The organism is Shewanella japonica (genome assembly GCF_002075795.1).
GTDB classification, from domain to species: domain Bacteria; phylum Pseudomonadota; class Gammaproteobacteria; order Enterobacterales; family Shewanellaceae; genus Shewanella; species Shewanella japonica.
This window is the reverse complement of the sequence record NZ_CP020472.1, coordinates 2900090-2922649: the sequence shown is the minus strand read 5'-3', so window position 1 is coordinate 2922649 and position 22560 is coordinate 2900090. Positions and strand designations below refer to the sequence as shown.

At 39.1% G+C, this 22560-nt stretch carries 16 protein-coding genes; 15 read left to right on the top strand and 1 reads right to left on the bottom strand.

All coding sequences use genetic code 11. The features are described from left to right. Positions 1 to 8: 8 nt before the first annotated feature. From SJ2017_RS12460 to SJ2017_RS12390, 15 genes are all read left to right on the top strand, one after another. Positions 9 to 815, top strand: a complete 807-nt coding sequence (locus SJ2017_RS12460) for a type VI secretion system accessory protein TagJ (protein WP_055023377.1) — start codon at positions 9 to 11, stop codon at positions 813 to 815. A gap of 9 nt (positions 816 to 824) precedes the next feature. Further along, complete coding sequence (gene tssE, locus SJ2017_RS12455) at positions 825 to 1313, top strand: type VI secretion system baseplate subunit TssE (RefSeq protein WP_065107832.1); 489 nt, start codon at positions 825 to 827, stop codon at positions 1311 to 1313. Beyond that, on the top strand, positions 1310 to 3139 hold the full coding sequence (gene tssF, locus SJ2017_RS12450) for a type VI secretion system baseplate subunit TssF (protein ID WP_080915970.1): 1830 nt from the start codon (positions 1310 to 1312) through the stop codon (positions 3137 to 3139). The genes tssE and tssF overlap by 4 nt, the downstream gene beginning before the upstream one ends. A 2-nt stretch (positions 3140 to 3141) precedes the next feature. Continuing rightward, positions 3142 to 4221: a type VI secretion system baseplate subunit TssG gene (gene tssG, locus SJ2017_RS12445; protein ID WP_162928456.1), complete on the top strand. Its 1080-nt coding sequence runs from the start codon at positions 3142 to 3144 to the stop codon at positions 4219 to 4221. 19 nt (positions 4222 to 4240) lie between these two features. Next, complete coding sequence (gene tssH, locus SJ2017_RS12440; RefSeq protein ID WP_080915968.1) at positions 4241 to 6847, top strand: type VI secretion system ATPase TssH; 2607 nt, start codon at positions 4241 to 4243, stop codon at positions 6845 to 6847. 378 nt (positions 6848 to 7225) lie between these two features. Continuing rightward, a complete protein-coding gene (locus tag SJ2017_RS12435; RefSeq protein WP_055023372.1) occupies positions 7226 to 7705 on the top strand; it encodes an Hcp family type VI secretion system effector in 480 nt (159 codons plus the stop codon). A 73-nt stretch (positions 7706 to 7778) separates the two neighbouring features. Next, positions 7779 to 9683 (top strand): type VI secretion system Vgr family protein, encoded by a 1905-nt coding sequence (locus tag SJ2017_RS12430; RefSeq protein WP_080915967.1) that lies wholly within the window; start codon positions 7779 to 7781, stop codon positions 9681 to 9683. Between the two features lie 2 nt (positions 9684 to 9685). After that, positions 9686 to 10039 carry a hypothetical protein gene (locus SJ2017_RS12425; RefSeq protein ID WP_055023370.1) on the top strand — a complete coding sequence of 118 codons (354 nt, stop codon included), beginning with the start codon at positions 9686 to 9688 and terminating at the stop codon, positions 10037 to 10039. A gap of 49 nt (positions 10040 to 10088) precedes the next feature. Continuing rightward, positions 10089 to 10379, top strand: coding sequence for a PAAR domain-containing protein (locus SJ2017_RS12420; protein WP_055023369.1), 291 nt, complete (start codon positions 10089 to 10091; stop codon positions 10377 to 10379). Positions 10380 to 10400: 21 nt separating this feature from the next. Next, a complete protein-coding gene (locus SJ2017_RS12415; RefSeq protein WP_080915966.1) occupies positions 10401 to 11504 on the top strand; it encodes a hypothetical protein in 1104 nt (367 codons plus the stop codon). Further along, entirely contained in the window at positions 11501 to 12475 is a 975-nt protein-coding gene (locus SJ2017_RS12410) for a hypothetical protein (RefSeq protein WP_080915965.1), read from the top strand. The genes SJ2017_RS12415 and SJ2017_RS12410 overlap by 4 nt, the downstream gene beginning before the upstream one ends. 86 nt (positions 12476 to 12561) lie before the next feature. After that, entirely contained in the window at positions 12562 to 17448 is a 4887-nt protein-coding gene (locus SJ2017_RS12405) for an RHS repeat-associated core domain-containing protein (protein ID WP_080915964.1), read from the top strand. 3 nt (positions 17449 to 17451) lie between these two features. Next, complete coding sequence (locus tag SJ2017_RS12400; protein WP_080915963.1) at positions 17452 to 18300, top strand: immunity 49 family protein; 849 nt, start codon at positions 17452 to 17454, stop codon at positions 18298 to 18300. Positions 18301 to 18401: 101 nt separating this feature from the next. Next, on the top strand, positions 18402 to 18893 hold the full coding sequence (locus SJ2017_RS12395) for a DUF6795 domain-containing protein (protein WP_055023364.1): 492 nt from the start codon (positions 18402 to 18404) through the stop codon (positions 18891 to 18893). Positions 18894 to 18914: 21 nt separating this feature from the next. Then, positions 18915 to 20072: a lipase family protein gene (locus SJ2017_RS12390; protein ID WP_080915962.1), complete on the top strand. Its 1158-nt coding sequence runs from the start codon at positions 18915 to 18917 to the stop codon at positions 20070 to 20072. An 824-nt stretch (positions 20073 to 20896) separates the two neighbouring features. On the opposite strand, the gene SJ2017_RS12385 is transcribed toward SJ2017_RS12390, so the two are convergent. Then, positions 20897 to 22183, bottom strand: coding sequence for a citrate synthase (locus tag SJ2017_RS12385; RefSeq protein ID WP_055023362.1), 1287 nt, complete (start codon positions 22181 to 22183; stop codon positions 20897 to 20899). Positions 22184 to 22560: the final 377 nt, after the last annotated feature.

Sequence of the window (22560 nt, the reverse complement as noted above, 5' to 3'; positions counted from 1 at the left end):
GGTATCACATGAAAAAAATACAACAGATGCTGCAAAGTGGTCAGCTACAAGAGTCAATTAAATATGTAGAAGCTCAGTTAAGAGAAGACCCAATGAATGTTGATTTAAAAAGTGCATTCATTGAACTGCTTTGTATTAACGGTGAACTTGAGCGTGCTGACAAGCAGCTTAATCTTCTTGTGCAAAAACATCCTGATTTCTTAATCGGTGCTTCAAACTTACGTCAATTAATTCGTGCAGAGCAAAGTAGACAGGATTATATGCAAGGCAACTCAGTACCTAAACTGTTCGCTGACTCTGATGATCACGTTGAAGCGCTAATGAAGTTACGTTTAGCGTTAACTGATGCCCAAAAAGGCAATGATACTGCCAATGAAGTGGCTCAGTGTAGTCAAGGATTAGAAGCTCAACGCCCTCAAGTGAGTTTGTTATTAGACGATCAAGTTAATGAAGAGATAAGAGATTTGGATGACACCTTAGGTGGCTTTATAGAAATCTTCGGAACTGATGGCTATTACTATTTAGCGCAACTTTCAGAAATTGAATATATCAATTTTCAACCAGTTTCATCATTGGTTGAAACCGTTTGGAGACGTGTTGATCTAGCGATTAAAAACGGCCCAAGTGGCGAAGCACATATCCCACTTGTTTACGGTAATAGCGAAACAGATGCGCAAAAATTAGGTCGTGAAACGGATTGGCAAGAAGTCGCCACAGACGTTATGACAGGTAAAGGATTAAAAATGTGGTTTGCAGATGACAATGCACTGCCTTTGAATCAAGTGACTAAAATCCACACTCCCGTTTTACAGTAGGAAGTCATTTTGAGCCAAAACCAGCAACCTATTATGGCATCAGTACTTGATCGTTTAATCGATGATGCGCCAGATGAGCAAGATGTCAAAGATAGCCATAGAGGCCTTAATTTACGTCAGTTAAGAACCAATGTTCGTCGTGATTTAGAAAATCTGCTTAATGCAAAGTTACAATGGCAAACTTGGCCAGAACATTTAAGCGAACTGGATCATTCTTTAATGAATTATGGTTTACGTGATTTTTCTTCTATGCCTGTTGCAAGCCTCGATGGGCGACAACTTCTGTGTAAACAGGTTGCTGACACGATTAAACGGTTTGAGCCTCGATTTCTTGAAGTCATGGTTGAAACGGTAGATAACGAGCAACCATTAGATCGGGTATTAAGGTTAAAGATTAATGCACTTTTATATGCGGATCCTGAACCTGAATTTATTACATTTGACTCAGAAGTTGAACCAGTTCATCTGGCGATGATTGTGAATGAGGGGGCGTTGTGAACCAAGAATTATTAGAATATTACAACCGAGAGTTAGCATTTATTAGGCATATGGGCTCGGAGTTTGCGGAGCAATACCCAAAGGTCGCTGGTCGATTAAGATTAAGTGATGAACATGTCGAAGATCCACATGTGTCGCGACTTATCGAAGCTTTTTCGCTACTAACAGCGCAAGTAAGGCAGAAGTTAGATGACAGTTTCCCTGAATTGACAGAAGCGTTATTAGGTCAACTGTATCCTGATTATCAAGCACCAATTCCTTCAATGTCAGTGATAAAAGTCACCACAGAAAACTTGTCGACAACAGGAGTACAGTTACCTAAGAATACTAAGGTTGATACTCAAGTTGATGGTATGAAGCCATGTCATTTTCAAACATGTTATGACATGAAACTGTGGCCAATTGAAGTGCAAAAAGTGCAATTTCAAAATGCTCCATTCAATGCGCCAGAACCTCAATGGCCAGAACGGGCTAAAGCCATTATCAAACTGGATATAGCATGTGAGTTTGAAGAAATTAGCATGCCGAGTTTAGGTGTTAACAGACTGAGATTTTTCTTGAATGGTCAGGACCATCAAACTTTCCAGTTATACCAATTACTGTTTCAACATAGCTTAGGCTTTGCCTTAGTGAATGACGAGCAATCCGTGTGTCATTTCTTAACTCAGCGGCACTTAAAGTCGGTGGGTTTTGAAGATGATCAGCAAGTCATACCATACAGCCAACGCAGTAGTGCTGGATACCGTATGTTACTTGAAAACTTCATTTTTCCTGAAAAGTTTTTGTTTTTTGATATTGATGACACTGAAGGAAAGTGGCAAGGGATTAACGATAAGTTTTCGCTTTATATCTATTTAAAAGAAGGCTCGCAAGACCTTGAAAAACAAGTTACAGCGAATCACTTTTTGCTTGGGTGTACTCCAGTCATAAATTTATTTGAGCAAAAACTTGAGCCTGTCAGTATCGATGCATCTCAATATGAATATAAACTGGCAGCGCGTTATGCTGATGCAGAAGTTGCAGAGATAATCGGTGTTAAACAAGTCATTGCCTATGATCCTAAAGATAATCAAGTTGAGGTTACACCGTTTTATGGTGAATCCCACCCACAGTATTTAGGCCATGACAACTTATTTTGGCACTTAAGGCGTGAGTCATCGAGTTGGTCTGGAGGGTATGCAGAGCAGGGGACTGAATCCTATTTATCGCTGGTGGATCATAATTTTAAGGGCTTTAAAGCCGAAGAAGATTATGGCGCTTGGATACTGAGTATTAATGCTTTATGCAGTAACAGAAATCTACCCGCTCACCTGCCATTTGGCACCGATGAACCTAAAATGTTTGTGCCAGAACGTGCTGATATTATCAAACACGTAAAATGCCTTTTAGCACCAACTATGCCCGTGAGAGCTTCATTAAGCGATGCTTCTCGTTGGCAATTGGTCAGCCATTTATCTATAGACAGTTTTAGTGGCCCTGATGCGCTGACGCATTTAAAAGAAACGTTAAAACTGTATGACTTCAAATGCTCACCAGAGAATAAAAACTTGATTGAAAACATCTATCAAGTATCAGTGTCCCCCGATACTGCTCGGGTCAATCAAAATGGACGTATCAGTTTTTGCAGTGGTAGTCATATTGAAATTACGTTCATCAAAGATCATTACTCAGGTAGTGGAGTGTTCTTTTTTTGCAGCATTTTAGACCATTTCTTTGCCCAGTTTTCTGTTGTAAATAGTTTTACGCGTTTAAGCATGAGGTTTAAAGATCAAGATGCCATCACGCATACGTGGCCAGCTCGTTCTGGAAATAGGCCATTACTATGACAATGAGCACAGAAGTAGACTTTGATGAGTTAATCAATCAGTCGGCGAACATGAGTGCACCTGCAAAACAGTTACAAGCGATTGCTGATTCACCGACAGAGCATGACTTTTATCAGGCTGTATATCAATTTCAGCAGCAATTACTTCAAGGAAAAGAGCAAGGTCACAAAGTGGGCCATGATGCCATTCCATCAGAAGAGTTATTGCGGTTTAAGTCTGATCAACATTTGGGTTTTCCTGGGCAAGCAATCAGTAAAGTGAATTTAACCCAAGCAAGTGCTGCTAAAAAAATTGCTGCAGAAATGCATGTCTCCTTTATGGGGTTAACTGGCCCAAGTGGTGTGCTACCTCAACATTATACAGAGCTATTACTTGAACGATTGCGCTTAAAAGACACAGGTATGCGGGATTTTTATGATTTATTTAATCATCGCATCATCTCGTTATTTTATCGAGCATGGGAAAAGTATCGATTCTCTGTTAACTATCAACCGCTTCAAGATAGTCCGCCAGATAGTGTGTCAGCTTTCAATAATCAAAAAGACAGTTTTACGCATGTGCTGAGTCTGCTTAGCGGTAAAAAGTCGTTGAACTGTTACTACGGTGGTTTTTTGAATAGAAAAACGCCGAGTGCTGAATCACTTAGAATCATGCTGAAAGACTTTACTGGTTGTGAAGTCGAGATTGCGTCATTTCAAGGTCGTTGGCAGCAGCTTTCAGCCAATGAACAAACCAAGTTATCTTCCAGAGCAATGCCAGAAGGCCAGTACGCGCGTTTAGGTGTAGATGCGAGTATTGGCAGTCGAGTTTGGGATATTAATTCCAGTATTAGTATTCAACTCACACCTAAAGACGGTCAAACCGTTAGTGCATTCATGCCTGGTGAGAAGTGTTATCAGCCGTTAAAAGATCTCGTATCAAGCTATTTAGGCCAAACGGCGAAATTTAAAATTTATCTCGATGTAAAACAACAAGATGCTCCAAAAGCTCAGCTTTCAAAAGCGGCCGTGCCGTTAGGGTTAGGTTGTGGTTTATTAAGCCGAACCGAACATGGGCAACAAACAAAACGCTTAATGATTTAATTAATAAAGGATTATCAATATGTCAGCGATGACTTTAAGTAAGTTAGTAGGGAAACTTAATCCAACGTGTCGCCAGTCTTTAGAGTCTGCGGCCAGTGTGTGTCACAGCCGAAGTCAATTTACGGTAGAAATTGAACATTGGTTACTTGCGCTGTTAGAGGCTGAGTCAGGTGATTTAGATATCATTATGGCCAGTTTTTCAATCCAAAAAGACCAATTAATTCATGAAGTAAGGCAAGGCCTTGAGAAATTTAAAACAGGTAATAGCGCAGCGCCAAGTTTATCGCCGCATATTGTTAGTCTACTGAGACAAACTTGGTTAAATACCAGTATTGAATTTAATGATAATGAAATCAGAACCGCTTATTTGATTTTCACATTATTGACCGATGACTCGTTAAACTCGTTAGTTTCTCGTTCAGCGAAACAGCTGTTCAAAATCGATTCAGCGCAATTAAAGCACGCATGGTCACAACTTGAGAGACAATCTACTGAGCATAAAGTATCAAGTAGTGATATTGAAGAGACTCAGGCAATGGAAAATGCACCCAGTAAAACGCCGAGTTTAGATCGGTTTACCCAAAATTTAACGCAGCAAGCTGAAGCAGGAAAAATTGATCCTATTCTAGGTAGAGATAACGAAATTCGTCAGATGATCGATATTTTAACCCGTCGTCGCCAAAATAACCCTATTTTAACTGGTGAAGCAGGTGTGGGTAAGACAGCGGTAGTTGAAGGGTTAGCGTTAAAAATAGCCCAAAAAGAAGTGCCATTAGCGTTACAAAATGTCCGTATTCATACTTTGGATTTAGCCCTGCTACAGGCCGGAGCGGGTGTTAAAGGTGAATTTGAAAATCGCTTAAAAGCACTGATTAACGAGGTTAAAAACTCGGTTAAACCCATCATTCTATTTATCGATGAAGCGCATACCATGATTGGTAGTGGAGGGCAGGCAGGCCAAAATGATGCTGCAAATCTTTTAAAACCAGCATTAGCTCGTGGTGAACTTCGTACAATTGCTGCTACAACATGGGCTGAATATAAGAAGTTTTTTGAAAAAGATGCAGCGTTAACTCGACGTTTTCAGGTGGTTAAAATTGAAGAACCTGAACCAGAACAGGCTATAGCAATGATGCGAGGTTTGCTACCTGTTATGGAAAGTCACCATAAGATCTTGGTGTCAGATCAGGCGCTTTGTGCAGCTGTTAATTTATCACATCGTTACATTACCGGCAGGCAGCTACCCGATAAGGCGGTAAGTTTGTTAGACACGGCATGTGCGCGCGTTGCAATGAGTCAGGCTTCAACACCAGGCAGTGTTGAATCATTACAAAGACAAATTCAGCAACTTGAGACGCAAATTGATATTTTAACCCGAGAACAGAAAACGGGTACCGATCATAAGAAAGTCATTAGCGAGATAAATAAAGAGCAAAAAACGTTAGAGAAAGCACTCAAGCCTTTAATGAAGCAATGGGAAACCGAACTTAAAACAGTGGAAACCATTGCAGAATTAGTGACCAAAATCCAAGAGGGAGAGGAAGATTCTGATCAGTTAGTTGCCGAACTCACGACGCTAAAACAACAATTAGCAAGCAATAAACAACCTATGGTGCATTGGCAAGTTGATGAGCAACTGGTTGCAGAAGTGATTTCAGACTGGACCGGGATCCCTGCTGGTAAAATGCAGGATGATGAAATTACCAATGTGCTCAATCTAAAGGACATTATGGCTAAACGAGTTATTGGTCAGGATCATGCCTTGGACTTGATTGCGAAGACAGTGCAAACGTCGCGAGCGCAGTTAGGTGATGAGAAACGCCCAATAGGGGTGTTCTTATTGACGGGCCCAAGTGGTGTAGGTAAAACAGAAACGGCATTAACTTTGGCAGAGCATGTTTATGGTAGTGAAGATAACGTGACTGTGATCAACATGTCTGAATTTAAAGAAGAACATAAAGTTTCTTTACTATTAGGTTCACCTCCTGGTTATGTGGGTTATGGCGAAGGTGGCGTGCTAACAGAGGCTGTTCGTCGTAAGCCTTATAGCGTTATTTTATTGGATGAAATGGAAAAAGCGCACCCTGGTGTACAGGATATTTTCTATCAAGTATTCGATAAAGGCATGATTAAAGATGGTGAAGGGCGAGATATTGATTTTAAAAATACAATTATCATCATGACTTCTAATGCTGGGACAGATACCACTATGTCTTTATTTGAAGATGAGCAAACGGCGCCCTCAATCAATGGTTTAAGAAAAGCTTTACAAGATGACTTGCTGACTTACTTTAAACCCGCATTTTTAGGACGAACCAATGTGGTTCCATATATTCCATTAACTCAAGACATGTTGAGTGAAATTACTAAATTACAGTTAGCGAGAGTTGGTCATCGCCTTGCGGGTCATTATCAGGCGAAATTTAGTTTTACCGATGACGTTGTAAGTAAGATCGTTTCGATGTGCCAAGATGCAGGTTCTGGAGCCAGAAATGTTCACAATATTTTACAAAACTCAATGTTACCTGAACTCTCAGTACAAATATTACAGAATATGGCGACTAATAAAAAAATAAATAATGTCAAAGTTAATGTAAGTAAGGAAGAATTTACCTATAAAGTATAAATTTAATTTTTTTAAAGTAAGAGATGACTTACAAAATATAATTATTAGGTATTAGTTAGCCAGTGTTAATAATAACAAATGATAAGGGTTTATATAAAGCTTTATTGTAGTGGGTTCTTATAAGTGTCTGAATTAATATCTTTTAATTATTTTTGTAAATTATTAACTCTTGTTTTGTAAGGTCGATTGATTTAAAAAAAACCTTTGTTATAATCTTTTGGCTTTAAAAATATATATCTACTTTTATCAATAAATAATACTTTTGGGTGTTATTTGTTAGTAAGTGCATTTTTAATAAATTGAAATATTAAGTTTGTTATTAAACTTATATAAAACTGTCCATTAATGGATGACAATCACGCAAAAGGAGCATTAATAATGCAAGCGAACACGTATTTAGATTATGAAGGTATTAAAGGCGAAACTACTGCTGAAGAATTCAAAGACATGATTACTGTGTTATCAGTAGACTGGAATGTTAGCCGTGAAATTACTTCTTTTACTGGTACTGCAAAAGACCGTGAAGCGAGCTCTACACGTTTAGGTGATGTAACTATCACTAAATTACAAGATAATGCCTCTACTGATCTTTTCAAAGAAGCAACTATCGGTAAAGGTAAAAAAGCTATTTTCCATGTGACCAAGCAAGGTGACAAAATTGAAGAAATCATGCAAATCGAATTAACTGATGCAATGATCTCTAGCTACAGTGTTTCAGTTCATGGCGATCGTCCAGTAGAAACTATCACTATCAGTTACACTGAAATGATGATGGCAGTAACGCCTACTGATGATAAAAACAACATTACTGCAGCGCTACGTTACGGCTACAGCGGTGTTAAAGGTCAACAAATGTAATCCATTTGCGATCTTAATCTTGAGGGAACGTCAGTTTCCTCAAGATCTTAATTCTTAATGACTGAGGCAAGGAATGCTAAAGGCGACTCAAAAAAATAATATAATCAGTATCAGCACCCCATTAGGTAAAGACACGCTATACCTAACGCATCTTACTGCCACAGAAGCCATTTCTCAGTTATTTTCTATCAATGTGTCCATGTTTACCGTTGGGACACAAATTAGTTTAGATAGCCTTGTGGGCAAAAATGTTTGCATCACTTTACGCAACGCAGAAAGTGATGGAGCTGCTCGATATTTTCATGGTGTAGTCAGTCACTTAGAATCAGCTGGCATGCGAACTGCTGCTTCCGATGTATCCCAAGATTATATTGATTATCAAGCTGTTATCGTGCCTAGAATGGCATTGATGAAAAAGCGCAGTAACTGCAGAATTTTTCAAAACATGTCAGTAATCGATATTATTAGTGACTTGTTTGGTCAACATAACGTTGCCTTCCAAAATAAAACCACGCGCACATACCCTAAATACGAATATTGTGTTCAGTACCTTGAATCTGATTTAGATTTTGTATGCCGTTTATTACAGCAAGAAGGTATTTTCTTCTTTTTTGAACACAGCGTGAGTGCACATACCTTAGTACTTGCCGATGATATTACAGCTTATAAACCTTGTGCAGAAGAGAAAGTACGTTGTTTTTCTGGTCATTTAGCAGAGTCACACGTTGCTCACTGGCAAGGCGGTATGAGTATGGTGAGTGGCGGCTTTATGCAAAAGGGTTATGATTATGAACAACCTAAATTATATCCGTCAGGCAGCCATGCCAATGCCAGTTTACCTGATCAAAGTACACTTGAAGTTTACGACTACCTTGGCGAGTCAGAGTTAAATAAACGTGCACAGCCATTTGCTAATAATCAACTAGAAGCATTACAAAAAGACATGAATAAATGCAGTGGTCAAGGCGACTGCCGCAGCTTTAGTGTAGGTAAATTTTTTAGTTTTAAGGATCACGAAAACAGCAGTTATAAAGGTAAGAGTTTTCTTATTACTGCCCTAAGGACATCTGCAACACAGCCTAACCAATCTGGCGCTGGTCAATCGGCTTCAATTGGTGTTTATCAAAATGATTTTGAATGTGTGCCTAAATCAACTCCGTATCGGCCAACACTTCAAATCAATAAACCGCTTATCAATGGAGTGCAAACTGCAGTCGTTACTGGAGAATCTGGTGATGAACAGCATATTGATAAATTTGGCCGAGTTAAGGTGCAATTTCATTGGGATAGAGATGGTGAATTTAATAGTAAAAGTTCATGCTGGATCCGTGTTGCCCAAAGTTGGGCTGGTAATAAATGGGGCGCTTTCTTCTTCCCAAGAGTAGGTCAAGAAGTCTTAGTTGAGTTTATTAATGGCGATCCTGATCAACCAATAATCAGTGGCGCAGTTTATAACGCGGATCTAATGCCACCCTATGCTTTACCGGCTAAAAAAACGCAGTCAGGGATTAAATCGCATAGCACTAAAGAGGGCGGCGCAGATAATTTTAATGAATTACGCTTTGATGATGAAAAAGGTAAAGAGCTGCTATTTTTACAAGCAGAAAAAGACCATCAATTAAATGTTAAGAACGATCAGAAAGATACTATAGGCAATGATAGATTTTTAGATATTGTTAATAATGACAGCGGCAAAATTGGTAATGATAGAACTACTGAAGTCGTCAATAACGATACACTTAAAGTCGGTAAAGACCGTAGCGATGATATTGGCAGTAACGACACGCTTAAAGTGGGCAAAGCGCTTAATATCGAAGCTGGGAAAGAAGTCGTGATTAAAACGGGTAGTGCCTCGATTAAAATGAGCAGCGATGGCTCGATATCAATAGAAGGTACCAACATTCAAATTAAAGGTACTAATGTGAAAGTAAACGGTACCAGTATTGCGTTGAAAGCAGCGCAAATTAAGTTGAATTAACAATGCAAATTTCAAGTTACCCTGGCGTTGGATTAACGGGTGCGTTTTGTCGTGGCCACGAGTTGATTTGCCAATTTGGTTATCGGTATTTGATTTGCAAACCCGTTGATAAACCTCAAGATCCACTATTGGATATACCTGATAAGACCTATGTAACTAGTACAACCTATGGTGAACAATTCTTAACTAATCGTCATATGTGGCGTAATCATCAGGATGTAATTAGCCATATTTACAACTATTTGATGAATGACGAGTATGCATCAGGAAGGGGTGAGCAAATAAAATTAATCAAAGAAATAGCGGTAGCCTTAATGCAACAAGACTTGCTCGTTATACCGTTAGAAAGTGATTAATACCCTGCCGATAGCTCCAATGTAAGACTAACAATTCAAGGAAGATTTTATGGGAATGCCCGCAGCTACACTGACATCTATGCATGTATGCCCAAAAACTAACCCAGGCCCAGTCCCACATGTAGGCGGACCTGTCATTATGGGCTCAGGAAACGTGCTTATTGGTTCTATGCCTGCTGCTCGTAAAGGTGACAAGTTAATTTGTGTTGGCCCACCAGATACAATCAACGCAGGTTCAAGTTCGGTACTGATTAATGGAAAACCCGCAGCGAGACTCGGAGACAGTACTGCCCATGGAGGTAAGATTGTAGTAGGAAACCCTACTGTAATGATTGGATAGTATGAGCAAGGATTGCGTTGAATGAACTTGATTGAGAATTTTGAACTTCTCTTAGCACAACGACAAATATTAATGTCGTCGTTTCAGTGTGCCCCTAAAAATGTTGAAGATAACACCCGATCTTTATTAGTCACACTCAATATGATCCAGCAGCAAGCTCACGAAGAACATAATAGCGAAGCATTTCTCTGTGCTAATAGCGTCGTTGAAATAGTGACAGCGTTTGAAAATGATGTGTATTTCAGTACGGAAAATCAGTTGGTTGTTTTGCAACTACTGTTGCAAATTCATCTCAAACAAAGAACCCACGACCAAGCAAAAGTATTTGAATTATTATTAAATAACAATCAAATAGATTTAACTAAATACATTCCTAGTTTAGCACTAGTGGCTTGCCAGTTTGGTGTTGAAGGTTTGCAGTTCTCGATGGTTGGTAAAACGCCTGAACAAATTAACCAATATATTTTGTTTTGTATCTACCGAGGTAAACGACTAAAAAGTATTGCAGGTATTGCCTCACTAAATCTTACGCCGCTGAATGCACTATATGCAGAAATGTTGTTAGAAGAAATTTCTGAGCCATTAGCGCTATATAGCCGTTTTGTTGAAAATGAATATTGCCATAGCCCTTTGTTTGAAATATTTGTGACCTCTCTTGATGAACAGGTTTTAACTCAAATTTTCAATTTAATGAGTCGTGATGAAAACCTCAATGATAGAGTGATTCAGCTTATGGGTTTTTCAGGTTTTGGTAAATTTGTGCCATTTTTAGCAAAAGCAATGCAGCACCCCGCTAAGACATTAATTGCTTTTGATGCTTTAAGAACGCTTTTAGGCCCTGGACTTGACTCGTCAATCCCTTACCAAAGACAATTTGAAGAAAACACACAAAGACGCGCTGAATTTCTACAATTTTATAGCGCTAAGTTACTTAATCGCTGGCAATTATATGCGCCAGATACACCTGGAGTTCGCCTACTCAATGGCGTGGAAGTTAGCCTAGAAACGGTCGATAAAATATTGCTTAAATCGAGCCCTGTTCATCAAAGGGTGGCTAAATTACATCAGCTTAGATTAACCGGTGAAGTGCGAACTTCGTCAATGACTATAAAGTTGGCCTCATGATTATTAATGTACTCGAATCAGAGTTAATCGTAGGTCAATGCGATAATCAAATGCAGTTGATTAATTTACCTTATACAGAAGGACTCAATTTCAATCTGCAATTACCAAACGGAACTCAATTAGTCTCAGGTATGCGCAGTGATCTAAGTGCGAAATGTAAATTAACACGCATTATCGAACTGCTAAGCAAGCTGCCTATAACTGATGCCAGCGCATGGGGGCCGTATCAACACAATCCTGTTTTTTGGTTGTTGCCTAATTTAGCACCTGAAATGTTAACTCAGTGGGTAAACGCATTACATCAAGCTTTTCCTCATTGTTTTGAACACCCAAATGGGCGAATTTTTCCTATGGGAAGTGCATCTTTACCTATTGCGTTTGATGCAGCTAAGACGATGGGAAGCCGTGTTGACTCGATTGTCTTTATCGCAGTGGATAGTTTGTATTTTGATATGCCTGAACTTTATCGAACTGGTCAATTGATTAATGCAGATATTGATGAAGGCATTAGGCCCTCTGAGGCCGCGATAATGACTAAGGTTCAAGTCTCCACTGAAGAAAAAACATCACTAGGGCTACATGTGACTGATGTATTTCAAGACGCTGCTACCCAGGTTCAATTAACACAATCAATTAAGCGTTTATTTACTCAGCTTACTGAGCAAGATGAATCAAGTTTACTAAAACAATTATATTTCCCCGGTGATAATCAATCCACCCAAGATAGCTGGCTTAATGCCTATGAGCAGCTAGCGGGAAAAATAGATCAAGATACCCAAATTACTCAAACTAATTATTACACTGGGAATATTGGTGCCGCAGCGGGGTTATATAATTTATTACACGTATTTAATCGCTATAAAGAACAAGCTTTGTCAGGAGTAAGCGTTCAGTTAGAGGTTTCTGAGCAACGTTACCTTGGCCTGTTAAGGTATGAGTGGCTAGGTTGCAGCGGTGAATCAAATGGCTAATCAGAATCAAATGCAGCCTGTATGGCTGACAACGCATTTAGCTGTTTTTAACATTAGTCTCATGGATAGAGAAGGCGTTAGTACCAATGACGGTCAGTAATTTTTATTTTAATGGTTTCAATCGGCATATCGTTGTTGTTCCCAGCAGTGCATCAACACCTTCTGGTTTCCAGTTACAAACCTTTAGCCAAGCTAATGAAATTGAGCAGTTGGTCAATGAAATAAGTCCTCATTTGGTACGTGATAGAAATGCCTTAATGCAAGGGCGCGCATTAGTATTGCAAGCGGGCTTGAATGCTTCGTTAAATCGAAAACAAATCGTCACCAAATTAAATGAAGCAATTTCACGTAACCTATTACGTGTTTATGTTGAAACCCCTAAAGCAAATATTCAAACTTCTACCGAAACGGCCTCACTCGGAAACAGCTCAAGTAAATTTAAAGCGCCTGTTTCAAGTAAAGGTAAGCAGACTGCTCAATCAACTGAGTCTGGCACCATTGCTAATACGACTCCAACTGAAGTACCAATTGATCAACAAGAATGCCGTAGTGATCCAGTGTCTATGTTATCTGGCGAGGAAATTTTACCGTTAACTGATTTTGAAATTAATGGCTTAATGCCGTTAACTTGGCGACGTTTATACCGCTCTAGTAAAGTTGATCGAAATGTTGGGCTTGGTTTTGGTTGGCGACATAATTTTAGTTTACAACTCAATCGCCAATATCAAGCGCCTCCCAAAGTGGGGCCGAAAAAGCCTGGTAAATACTGGTTTGAGCTCACTGATGAAGAAGGCCGAGTACATGTTTTTGATGAAGTTAAACGCGGCCAAACCAGTATTCAAAGTACGACAGGTTGGTCGTTAGTTCATCAAGCTGATGGTCGACAGGTATTATTAAAACCAGATGACAGTCATTGGGCGTTTAAAAAGCGTCAAATAGACAATCAAGATGTGTGGTTACTAGAAACGATTAGTAATCACCAAGGCCAATATTTTCAGCTGTACTATGATAAGCAAGGCAAGCTTAATCAAATAACCACAGGGCCTAAACGCGGTGTACTTCTTAGTTATAACGCCCAAGGTAACTTACTAAAAGTTGCTTCTTATATACTTGACGAGAAAGGTAATAAGCAGCAACACCCTGAACTCCTTGCAAGCTATCAATATGATGACCACCAAGCCTTAATTGCAGCAACTGACATGAATGGTCTAGTTGAACGATACAGCTATCATAAACCTAGCCAAACTCAGGGAGCTAAAGTTTCAACCCGAAGTAATCACAAAACAACTTATTTATTAAAAGCCAGAACTCGAGCTTCAGGGTTTAGCCACCACTTTTTATGGAATGCTGAGGACGTAAACGCTAAATGCATAGAGCAGTGGGGTGATAATGAGATCTATCACTACCATTTTTCTTATGAGTCACATCCAAATGGCATGCGAAGTCGTTGTGTTGATTCTCTCGGAAATAAAGAAACATTCGTTCATAATTCTCAAGGTTTGCTGATTGAACATCATAATGCTAATGGTGCGGTGACACGGCATCAATATGACAGTGTTGGCCGCAAAATAGCGACCATTGATGCAAACAATAATCAAACCCAATTCATATACAATACCTCAGGACAAATTGAAGCCATTATTCATGCTGATGGTGGTGTCACACAATTTGAATACAACCGTTTAGGTCAGTGTATTCTTACGCAAGATCCCATTGGCCGAACATTTACAAAGCAGTTTGATGCAACAGGACGCATTTTATCTGAAAGTCATTTTGATGGTCGTCAGCGGTATTTTCAATACAATGATTTTGGACAAGTAACTCAAAAAACAGAGCTTGATGGTGTTATACATCGATATCATTGGGATAGAGATGGCGAATTATTAGCAACACAAATTGGCGATGCTTTAACTCGCTATAGTCATGATCGCTTAGGACGAGTAAATGCAACAATTAACCCGCAAGGTTTAGTTACTGAGTACATTCGCGACCTCAATGGGCAAATAATTGAAGAAAAAGCATACCCTCAAGATAAGCCGGAACAGGCAATTATCACCCAATATCAGTTTGATCAAGCAGGTAGAAAAATTAGTCAAAAATTATTGGCTGATAAAGCAGTTGTTGATGAAAACGCATCTGATTTAAATAATGCAAATCAGAGCGATATTGAAACGCTGCTTAGCTATGATGGATTAGCTCAACCGTGTCAACAAACTTTTGCAGATGGTAGCTGGCTTAAATTCTTCTATGATAAAGAGCGTAATTTAAACAAAATTGAGCGAAGTGATGGTGCTCAATATCGAATTGAATACACCCCGACAGAACAGCCAAAAAAATTAATCGGGTTTGATGGTCGCGAGCAAGTTTACCAATATGATGCCAATGATAAGTTAGTGGCAGTAAACGACAGTGACATTCGTTTTATTGAATTAAAGCGTGATGCACTAGGTCGTATTATTCAGCAAAGCAGTCATGTAAAACTTGATGCTAATGTTCATTCTGCTACGTTAAACACTCAAAATTTTTACCAATATGATGTCATTGGCAATATCACTCGCGCGCACAATCAGCATCGCACGCTAGAGCAAAAATATGACACTAAGGGTAGAGTCACTCAGGTCAATCAAGGTGCATGGCACTTATCTTATCAGTACGATGCTAAAGGTAATCGAAGTGGCTTAACCTTACCTGATGGAAGCCAAGTAAACTATCAATATAATCGTAATGGCTTGTTAGCGGATATTGGTGTTGTACTAACCGATAATCAGCAAACTATCGATATTGCTCAATATCAATATACAGATGCTGGCTTATTACAGCACACAAGATTAGGTAATCAACTCGAATCAACCCACACATATGATGCTTATTCAAGGCTTATTGAACAGCAGTGGCAACACGCTAAGTTTGCAGAAAGTGAAAGTGAAAGTGAAATTGAAAGCGAGAGCGCAGCAACAACTGTGTCAAGTTCACCGCTATTTGAACATAGACGCTATCATTATGATAACCAGCACCAGCTTAAAGCATCTGAAAGTCAATTAAACCGCAATGGCCTGCAGGATGAGAATGAGCCAAATGTCGATTTAACCCAATTTGAATACAATAAAGTTAGCCAATTGATTAGCCATTCGCGAGAGAATGAACCAAAAGCATTAAGCGCGAATGGTAAGAGCGGTACTACCTCTAACACCATGGCTGTAAAACATCATCACAAAGAACAGTATCATTGGGATGCATTTGACAACCCGACTCAACATATTCGTCAACATGACGCTCAGGTATTAACCTCTGAACAAAATCGTCCTGATAAATCCATTCAAGATGTGGTCGTTAACAATGACCGACTAATGAGTATGGCAGGAGTGGATTATCGTTATGATGCCAGTGGTAATCAAATCTCTCAAATTGGAACGGGCAATAAACAACAGCGCAGTTTTAATGGCTTAAACCAGTTAATTCAAATTAATGATAATGGCAAACTGACGCAATATGAATATGATGCTTTAGGTAGACGCAGCACAAAAGTGACCGAGCAAGGCCGTACTGATTTTATTTGGGATAATAATCAGTTAATTGGCGAGTGCACCTTAGGTCAATATACCTGGTACATCTATCAGCCCGATACCTTTACGCCGGTTGCTCTCATTAAAGCTGGTCAGGTTTATTATTATCATTTAGACCAACTAGACACGCCCATTTGTCTTACTGATGCTAATGCCCAAACAGTATGGCGTAATCAGTTAGATGTGTTTGGAAAAGCCTTTGATACTGTTGTTGAAAGCAATGTTGCAAGAGATGATGAGTTTGAAAATTCGATAGTAAACCCTATTCGCTTTCAAGGTCAGTATTTCGATGACGAATCAGGCCTACATTACAACCGATTTAGGTATTATAGCCCTGAGCAGGCAAGGTTTATTCATCAAGATCCAATAGGGCTAGTTGGGGGATTAAACCACTACCAATATGCACCGAATCACGTTAATTGGGTTGATCCATTTGGGCTACTTTGTAAAGAAGGTCGAGAAAAGTTATCGGCCATGCTGAGTACATTAGTTGGTAATGGCATTGATAAACAAACAAAAGAGAAGATACTACAAAGTGCCATTGACAGCGCAGCTATCACAGACCCTGAGGCCAAGTTAAAAATACAAAAGCCTGATGGGGTGAATAAATTAAATTACGCCTACACACTTGAATCGATGGATGAAGTGAATAACACCATAACAGTGCAACGAAATATTGATGGACAAATAAAAGAAATGGATTTGACCATCGAAGAATTCGCTGGCATGCATGAATTTGATGGTAAGGTGGTCGATGAAGCATGGGCTACCAAAGGCATAATTAAACAAAATAATGCAAGACCATTAATTTTAGCGAAAAAGAAACAAGGTTCCGAGGCGATACATATCCTCACAGAAAAAGAGAAAGAAGCATTAGCATCTCATCTAGATGAACGTGATGAGGCGATATCGCTGCGTGGCGAATACGGCACAGAAGAATACAATCAACAGATTTCATCGATTAATAAAAGCACAGAAACGATTGGTGAAAAAGCTGCAGATATGGCCGTTAAAGCGCAATATCCAGGTTATGAACGGATTCATCCCGAGAGCTTAGATAGGTCCAGCCCCGGGGCGGGGAGTTTTGATATGGTCTATCAGAATGCCAACGGCGATGTCATTATTGTCGAAGCAAAAGGCGGTAAAAGTCCGTTAGGGAAGAAGCAAATTGGCGATGATGATTATCAACAAGGCACAAAGGAATATGCTGCAGCGATAACAATGGAAATGGGGGAACGTGATAAAGGCAGTACAGATAAAATATCGGCAAAGGCAATTGAAAAAGCATTCGATAGAAAGAGAAATAAAGTTCAATATTTACATGTAGAGACTCCGATTAATAAAACTGCGCGTGGTTCATCCGTTAGCGAAGTGAGAATTTCTGAATTTGATATTAGTAAAAAAGGTTAAAAAATGAAAGTAGCAAGAGCTTATCAGCCTGATTTTGAAAAAAACCCTTTGGATGACTGGCTAGAATTTCCACGAGAAGAAATTGAAGAAACCCCAGACTATTTTGGTGATTATCGTGATAATTTAATAAGCTGCGCCGATAAGAGGATTAGACTTGCCCGCTGGCTCACATGGGAAGAGCAAACCCCAGAGGTTACAAAAGAATCGGCCACAGGCTTGCGCTATGCTGCTAAAATGTATGCCAGCTTTTTGAAATTAGGAATAAATCCAGAGCAAGAGCAGACATTGACTATCTACGACTTACCTTCTGTGACCTGGAATGGTAAAGGAATGTTAGAAGACGGTAGGTGTCATCCAAGTCAATGGTTTGATGCTTATTTTTTATCCGTGATTACTCGTGATACCGAAAGCATGAATAGTTTGGCGGATTTTCCTATCGAAACCATGAAACAAAGTGCAACACAATCAGGTCCTGTTTCTTATAAGTTAGTTGAAGTGTTTCAGGCCTACCACCATGGATTAGAGAGCTACCCATCACTGTTGAACGAATGTATGGGAATGGCAGTTAAACAAGGTAATGATTGGGCACTAGATATCGCTATGGGTTATTTAGAAACCTTTGCAGCACTCACCACCGATATGGAGTTAGACTTTAACGAAGTACTAGCCAAAAACCTAACACTCCAAGAAAAATATCACATCAGAGATTCGGGGCCAGACCGTGCACCAGTGAAGTCTTTTCTTTCATTGCAACTACTTGGTATGGCCTGCATGTGGCACGACCGAGGCAATCAAGTCACCGTTGAGGCTGACGCACTACCGCGCTTTTTAGTTGAAGGGACGTATTTTTAATTTAGTATTTAAATTAAGTCTTAATTTGCTTTTGCGTATATTGCAATTCTAATGAATATGACAGGCTTTTTGAAAGTTAATATTTGACAGGGATGGAGATAATGTTCGGTTTGGTAAAAAATTTTGACGTACATATGTGCTCAGAAGTTAAAGGTGTTGTGTTATTGGATGGAAAACCAGTAACGGGTGCAGTTATTAATCGTAGCCTAGAGTTCGCTTATAAAGTCGAAAAAGAAGATGTAACTAAAACTGATACAGATGGTCGATTTTATCTACCAGCTATTAATATCAATTCAAAAATTCCAGGTGATATGTTTTCACAAGAAACGACGTCTCAGTTTATAACTGTGACTTATAAAGATGAAACCTATGTACTTTGGAGCATTAATTTAAGAGGAATCACTGAACTAGTTGAGTATAAATCAAAGTTAGCTAGTTTAAATTGTGATCTTTTATCTTCAAAGGTTCACTTTACTATTCCTAATTTGAAGAATCGTAATTTGGATTTTAGTGGTTCGGGGATTTGTCGCTGGGAAAAAGATTTTGAAATTTATGAAGTAGACGATGGAATTGATTACTTCGAAAACTTTTAACAATAAATACAAAGGATTGTAATGAACACTTTATCTCCTACTTTAGCTGTGGAACTGGCTGAATTTGCTTATAAAAGTCTAAAAAGCAATAAAAACGGTGTCACAGATACCAGCATGTTAATTAATAGAAATTTTGCTTTTAGTAGTAGCAATTCAAAATTGGTCGGTATAAGTGGCACTGTGGCAGAACATGTTTTAAATCACTCCAGTGGGTTTGGTTTTTTTGGGTTAGGTAAAAAAGGAGGTCAGTTTGCTGGTGATGTTGTAATTGCTTTCAGAGGTACTGCTGGGCTTGCTGATACTTTAACCGACCTGCATTGTGGGGTTACTGTTGGGCCAAACTATAAAGCTGTACATGCTGGCTTTAATCGCACTTTTGAGTCTATAAAACCTCAGTTAGCAACTTTAATGGCAAAAGCTGGCAATCGTCCCGTACATTGTGTCGGTCATAGTTTAGGTGGAGCTTTGGCTACATTGGCAGCGAATTGGATAAGATCCCAATACAAAGTCAATGTGAATTTGTATACTTTTGGTGCACCAAGAGTAGGCTTTGGTCCCTTTGCCTTGCAAACAGAAACAGAATTAAATGGTATATATCGAGCTGTGCACAGAAGCGATCCCGTTCCGATGGTACCTGTTTGGCCCTTTGTGCATACGGGTAATGAATACCGCCTTAGTTCCTGTGTTTCTTTCAATGCTTCTTCTCATAAAATGGCTGGGAATGCACCTGGTTACCTCAATACGGCAGCTAAGTATTCGAGCTATAAAGAAATGCAACTTGGTTCAATTCAGAATCTAGCAATAGTGCGCCTACAATATGATAAGAGACATTTAGCAAGTTTTAATACGCATTGGTCAGACAAAATTGGGGACGCTTTACTTACTTTATTGCGTGAAAGTGGAAAGATATCAAGTATTCTAGCGCAAGCAGCGGTTGGGGGGACATTAACATTATACGATGCTCTTGCGAGAGGGGTTGTTGAAATATCAAAAATGACGACTGAGTATGCAGCTGATGCTAAAGGGTTATTGGGACATATTTTAAATTTCGTCGGCAAACCCAGTGTCAAGGTAGTTGATATTACATATAAGTTTGTAAAAGATCTATTGATGCTGATGTTAGACAAGTTAAACACACTAGTTCGCGCTGCTATGCCAGCTGTAAGTGCCTATATGTAATTCTTCATTATTCGCTGATGCAAGCTTATGCTTTGTATTATTTTGCTCTAGAGCATGCATTTAGTTACTGTTTTACTATTGATGATTCAACAATGAATTAAATTCATCTAAATTATTTTCGCACTATAGCTGAGCAAGCATGTTTTACTATGGTGCGAAATTTACAATCTGGTTTATCCTTCTTTTTTACAAATAGCTGTTATTGACCTTTAAAAGCACAAATACTTCGCCGTTGTTCCTGAGTTATAGTGTCTCGTTATAATTTACTTTGTACACTTATAACTTTTTTGCATAAAAATGTGCCTTTGCAAGCATATTAAATTACTTTTCACCGTTTTAGTGCATGGTTTGATTGTGTGGGAATGGAGTGAGAGTCATACTATATGGCCTAATTGACTTTATTTTATAACATTGCGATGTCTACTTTCTCTTAATCGGCCAATACCTCAATGAATATTTATGTGTTTTTGTATGGTTATCTTAGTTTATTTTTACGTATCGGATTGTTATTGCTAGTGGCTCAAACGGAATAAAATCAGGAGAGAGTGATAACTTTAGTCAATGCACAAATACTCATGATGAGTTAATGAGAAGGTAACTTGTTTATCGCTAACGCAGGCAAGGGCAATTAATTCACACGCTAATATAGATCTTATTTCAGTTAGTGATAGGTGTTTATTTGAATGTTTGTGAGCTATCGAGAGTACACGATGGCATCAAGTCTAATCAATATTTACTTGTTAAATCTTCTCATTCAGGTTTGCATGAATTTCAGGCAATAAAAAAGCGCCTTATAGGCGCTTTAGAAGTTAATTTAATACGAATTAACGCTTATCTAAACTAACAAAATCACGGTCTTCTGAGCCAGTGTATAACTGACGTGGACGACTGATCTTATGACCTGGTTGGTCAAGCATTTCTTTCCAATGAGCAATCCAACCAACTGTACGAGATAGTGCGAATAGCACTGTAAACATACTTGTTGGGATACCAATTGCTTTCATGATGATGCCTGAGTAGAAATCAACATTTGGATAAAGCTTCTTAGAAACGAAATACTCGTCTTCAAGTGCGATACGCTCAAGTTCCATTGCTACGTCAAGTAGTGGATCTTTAACGTTTAATTCAGCTAAAACTTCATGACAAGTTTCACGCATCACTTTCGCACGAGGGTCGAAGTTTTTATATACACGATGACCAAAGCCCATAAGACGGAAAGGATCCGCTTTGTCTTTTGCTCGTGCAATAAATTCAGGAATGCGGTCTACACTGCCAATTTCTTCAAGCATGTTTAAACAAGCTTCGTTAGCACCACCATGAGCTGGACCCCATAATGAAGCGATACCTGCCGCGATACATGCAAATGGGTTAGCACCTGATGAACCTGCTAAACGTACTGTAGACGTAGAGGCGTTTTGCTCGTGATCCGCATGTAAAACAAAGATTCTGTCCATTGCTTTTTCAACAACTGGATTGACTTTGTATTCTTCACATGGGACAGCGAACATCATCGATAAGAAGTTACCTGCGTAACTTAAATCGTTGCGTGGATAGACGAAAGGTTGGCCAATTGAATACTTGTAGCACATTGCTGCAATCGTTGGCATTTTAGAAACTAGGCGGAAAGCCGCAATTTCACGATGTTTTTCATCATTTACATCAAGAGAATCTTGGTAGAACGCAGATAATGCACCAGTAACGCCACAAAGCATTGCCATTGGATGTGCATCACGACGGAAGCCTCTAAAGAAAGAAGCTAATTGTTCATTAACCATTGTGTGGTTTTTTACCATTGCAACAAACTCTTCGTATTGAGTTTTGCTTGGTAATTCACCGTAAAGCAGTAAGTAACAAACGTCTAAATAGTTAGATTCAGTCGCTAGCTCATAAATTGGATAGCCACGGTGTGTTAGTACACCTTTTTCGCCATCAATGTATGTAATTGCAGACTCGCAAGAGGCTGTTGCTAGAAAACCAGGATCGAAGGTGAAATGACCTGTCTTTCCTAATTTACTGATATCGATTACATCAAAACCAGCAGTTCCCTGCTTAATTGGTAAATCGATTGAATCATTCCCCGGTAACTCTAATTTGGCTATATTGTCAGCCATACCCCGTTCTCCTTACTTCATTCTTTTCTGTGAGTGCGGCATGTTAAGCGGACATTACTTTACAGTGAATCGTGATCACATTTCAATTTAAATAAGCGTTTAAATTTATTAGACCATGGTATAAACCTTGCTAGACGCCTTGCCAGCTGTGGTTTGTTTGCAAAAAAAATGCAAAAAAACAAATTTTGCATAGTGTGACGTTTGTATTTGACAATGGGCTTGAGTATACTTGCCTGCGTCCACAAAGGGCGACAGACATCACATTTTTGAAAACATTTTTTACCTAGCTAAATTAGTGGTTTCTCAAATAGTTAAGTGTTTGATAGTAGTCTGTTGTGTTTCAACATTTTGTTTACATATGTATGTTGGTGTTGCAA

Bases quoted from the DNA above. Each gene is read 5' to 3' on its own strand.
- SJ2017_RS12395 (WP_055023364.1), top strand. From the start codon at position 18,402: ATGTTCGGTTTGGTAAAAAATTTTGACGTACATATGTGCTCAGAAGTT.
- SJ2017_RS12390 (WP_080915962.1), top strand. From the start codon at position 18,915: ATGAACACTTTATCTCCTACTTTAGCTGTGGAACTGGCTGAATTTGCT.
- SJ2017_RS12430 (WP_080915967.1), top strand. From the start codon at position 7,779: ATGCTAAAGGCGACTCAAAAAAATAATATAATCAGTATCAGCACCCCA.
- SJ2017_RS12410 (WP_080915965.1), top strand. From the start codon at position 11,501: ATGATTATTAATGTACTCGAATCAGAGTTAATCGTAGGTCAATGCGAT.
- SJ2017_RS12385 (WP_055023362.1), bottom strand. From the start codon at position 22,183: ATGGCTGACAATATAGCCAAATTAGAGTTACCGGGGAATGATTCAATC.
- tssG (WP_162928456.1), top strand. From the start codon at position 3,142: ATGAGCACAGAAGTAGACTTTGATGAGTTAATCAATCAGTCGGCGAAC.
- SJ2017_RS12435 (WP_055023372.1), top strand. From the start codon at position 7,226: ATGCAAGCGAACACGTATTTAGATTATGAAGGTATTAAAGGCGAAACT.
- SJ2017_RS12425 (WP_055023370.1), top strand. From the start codon at position 9,686: ATGCAAATTTCAAGTTACCCTGGCGTTGGATTAACGGGTGCGTTTTGT.
- SJ2017_RS12460 (WP_055023377.1), top strand. From the start codon at position 9: ATGAAAAAAATACAACAGATGCTGCAAAGTGGTCAGCTACAAGAGTCA.
- tssH (WP_080915968.1), top strand. From the start codon at position 4,241: ATGTCAGCGATGACTTTAAGTAAGTTAGTAGGGAAACTTAATCCAACG.
- SJ2017_RS12405 (WP_080915964.1), top strand. From the start codon at position 12,562: ATGACGGTCAGTAATTTTTATTTTAATGGTTTCAATCGGCATATCGTT.
- SJ2017_RS12415 (WP_080915966.1), top strand. From the start codon at position 10,401: ATGAACTTGATTGAGAATTTTGAACTTCTCTTAGCACAACGACAAATA.
- SJ2017_RS12400 (WP_080915963.1), top strand. From the start codon at position 17,452: ATGAAAGTAGCAAGAGCTTATCAGCCTGATTTTGAAAAAAACCCTTTG.
- SJ2017_RS12420 (WP_055023369.1), top strand. From the start codon at position 10,089: ATGGGAATGCCCGCAGCTACACTGACATCTATGCATGTATGCCCAAAA.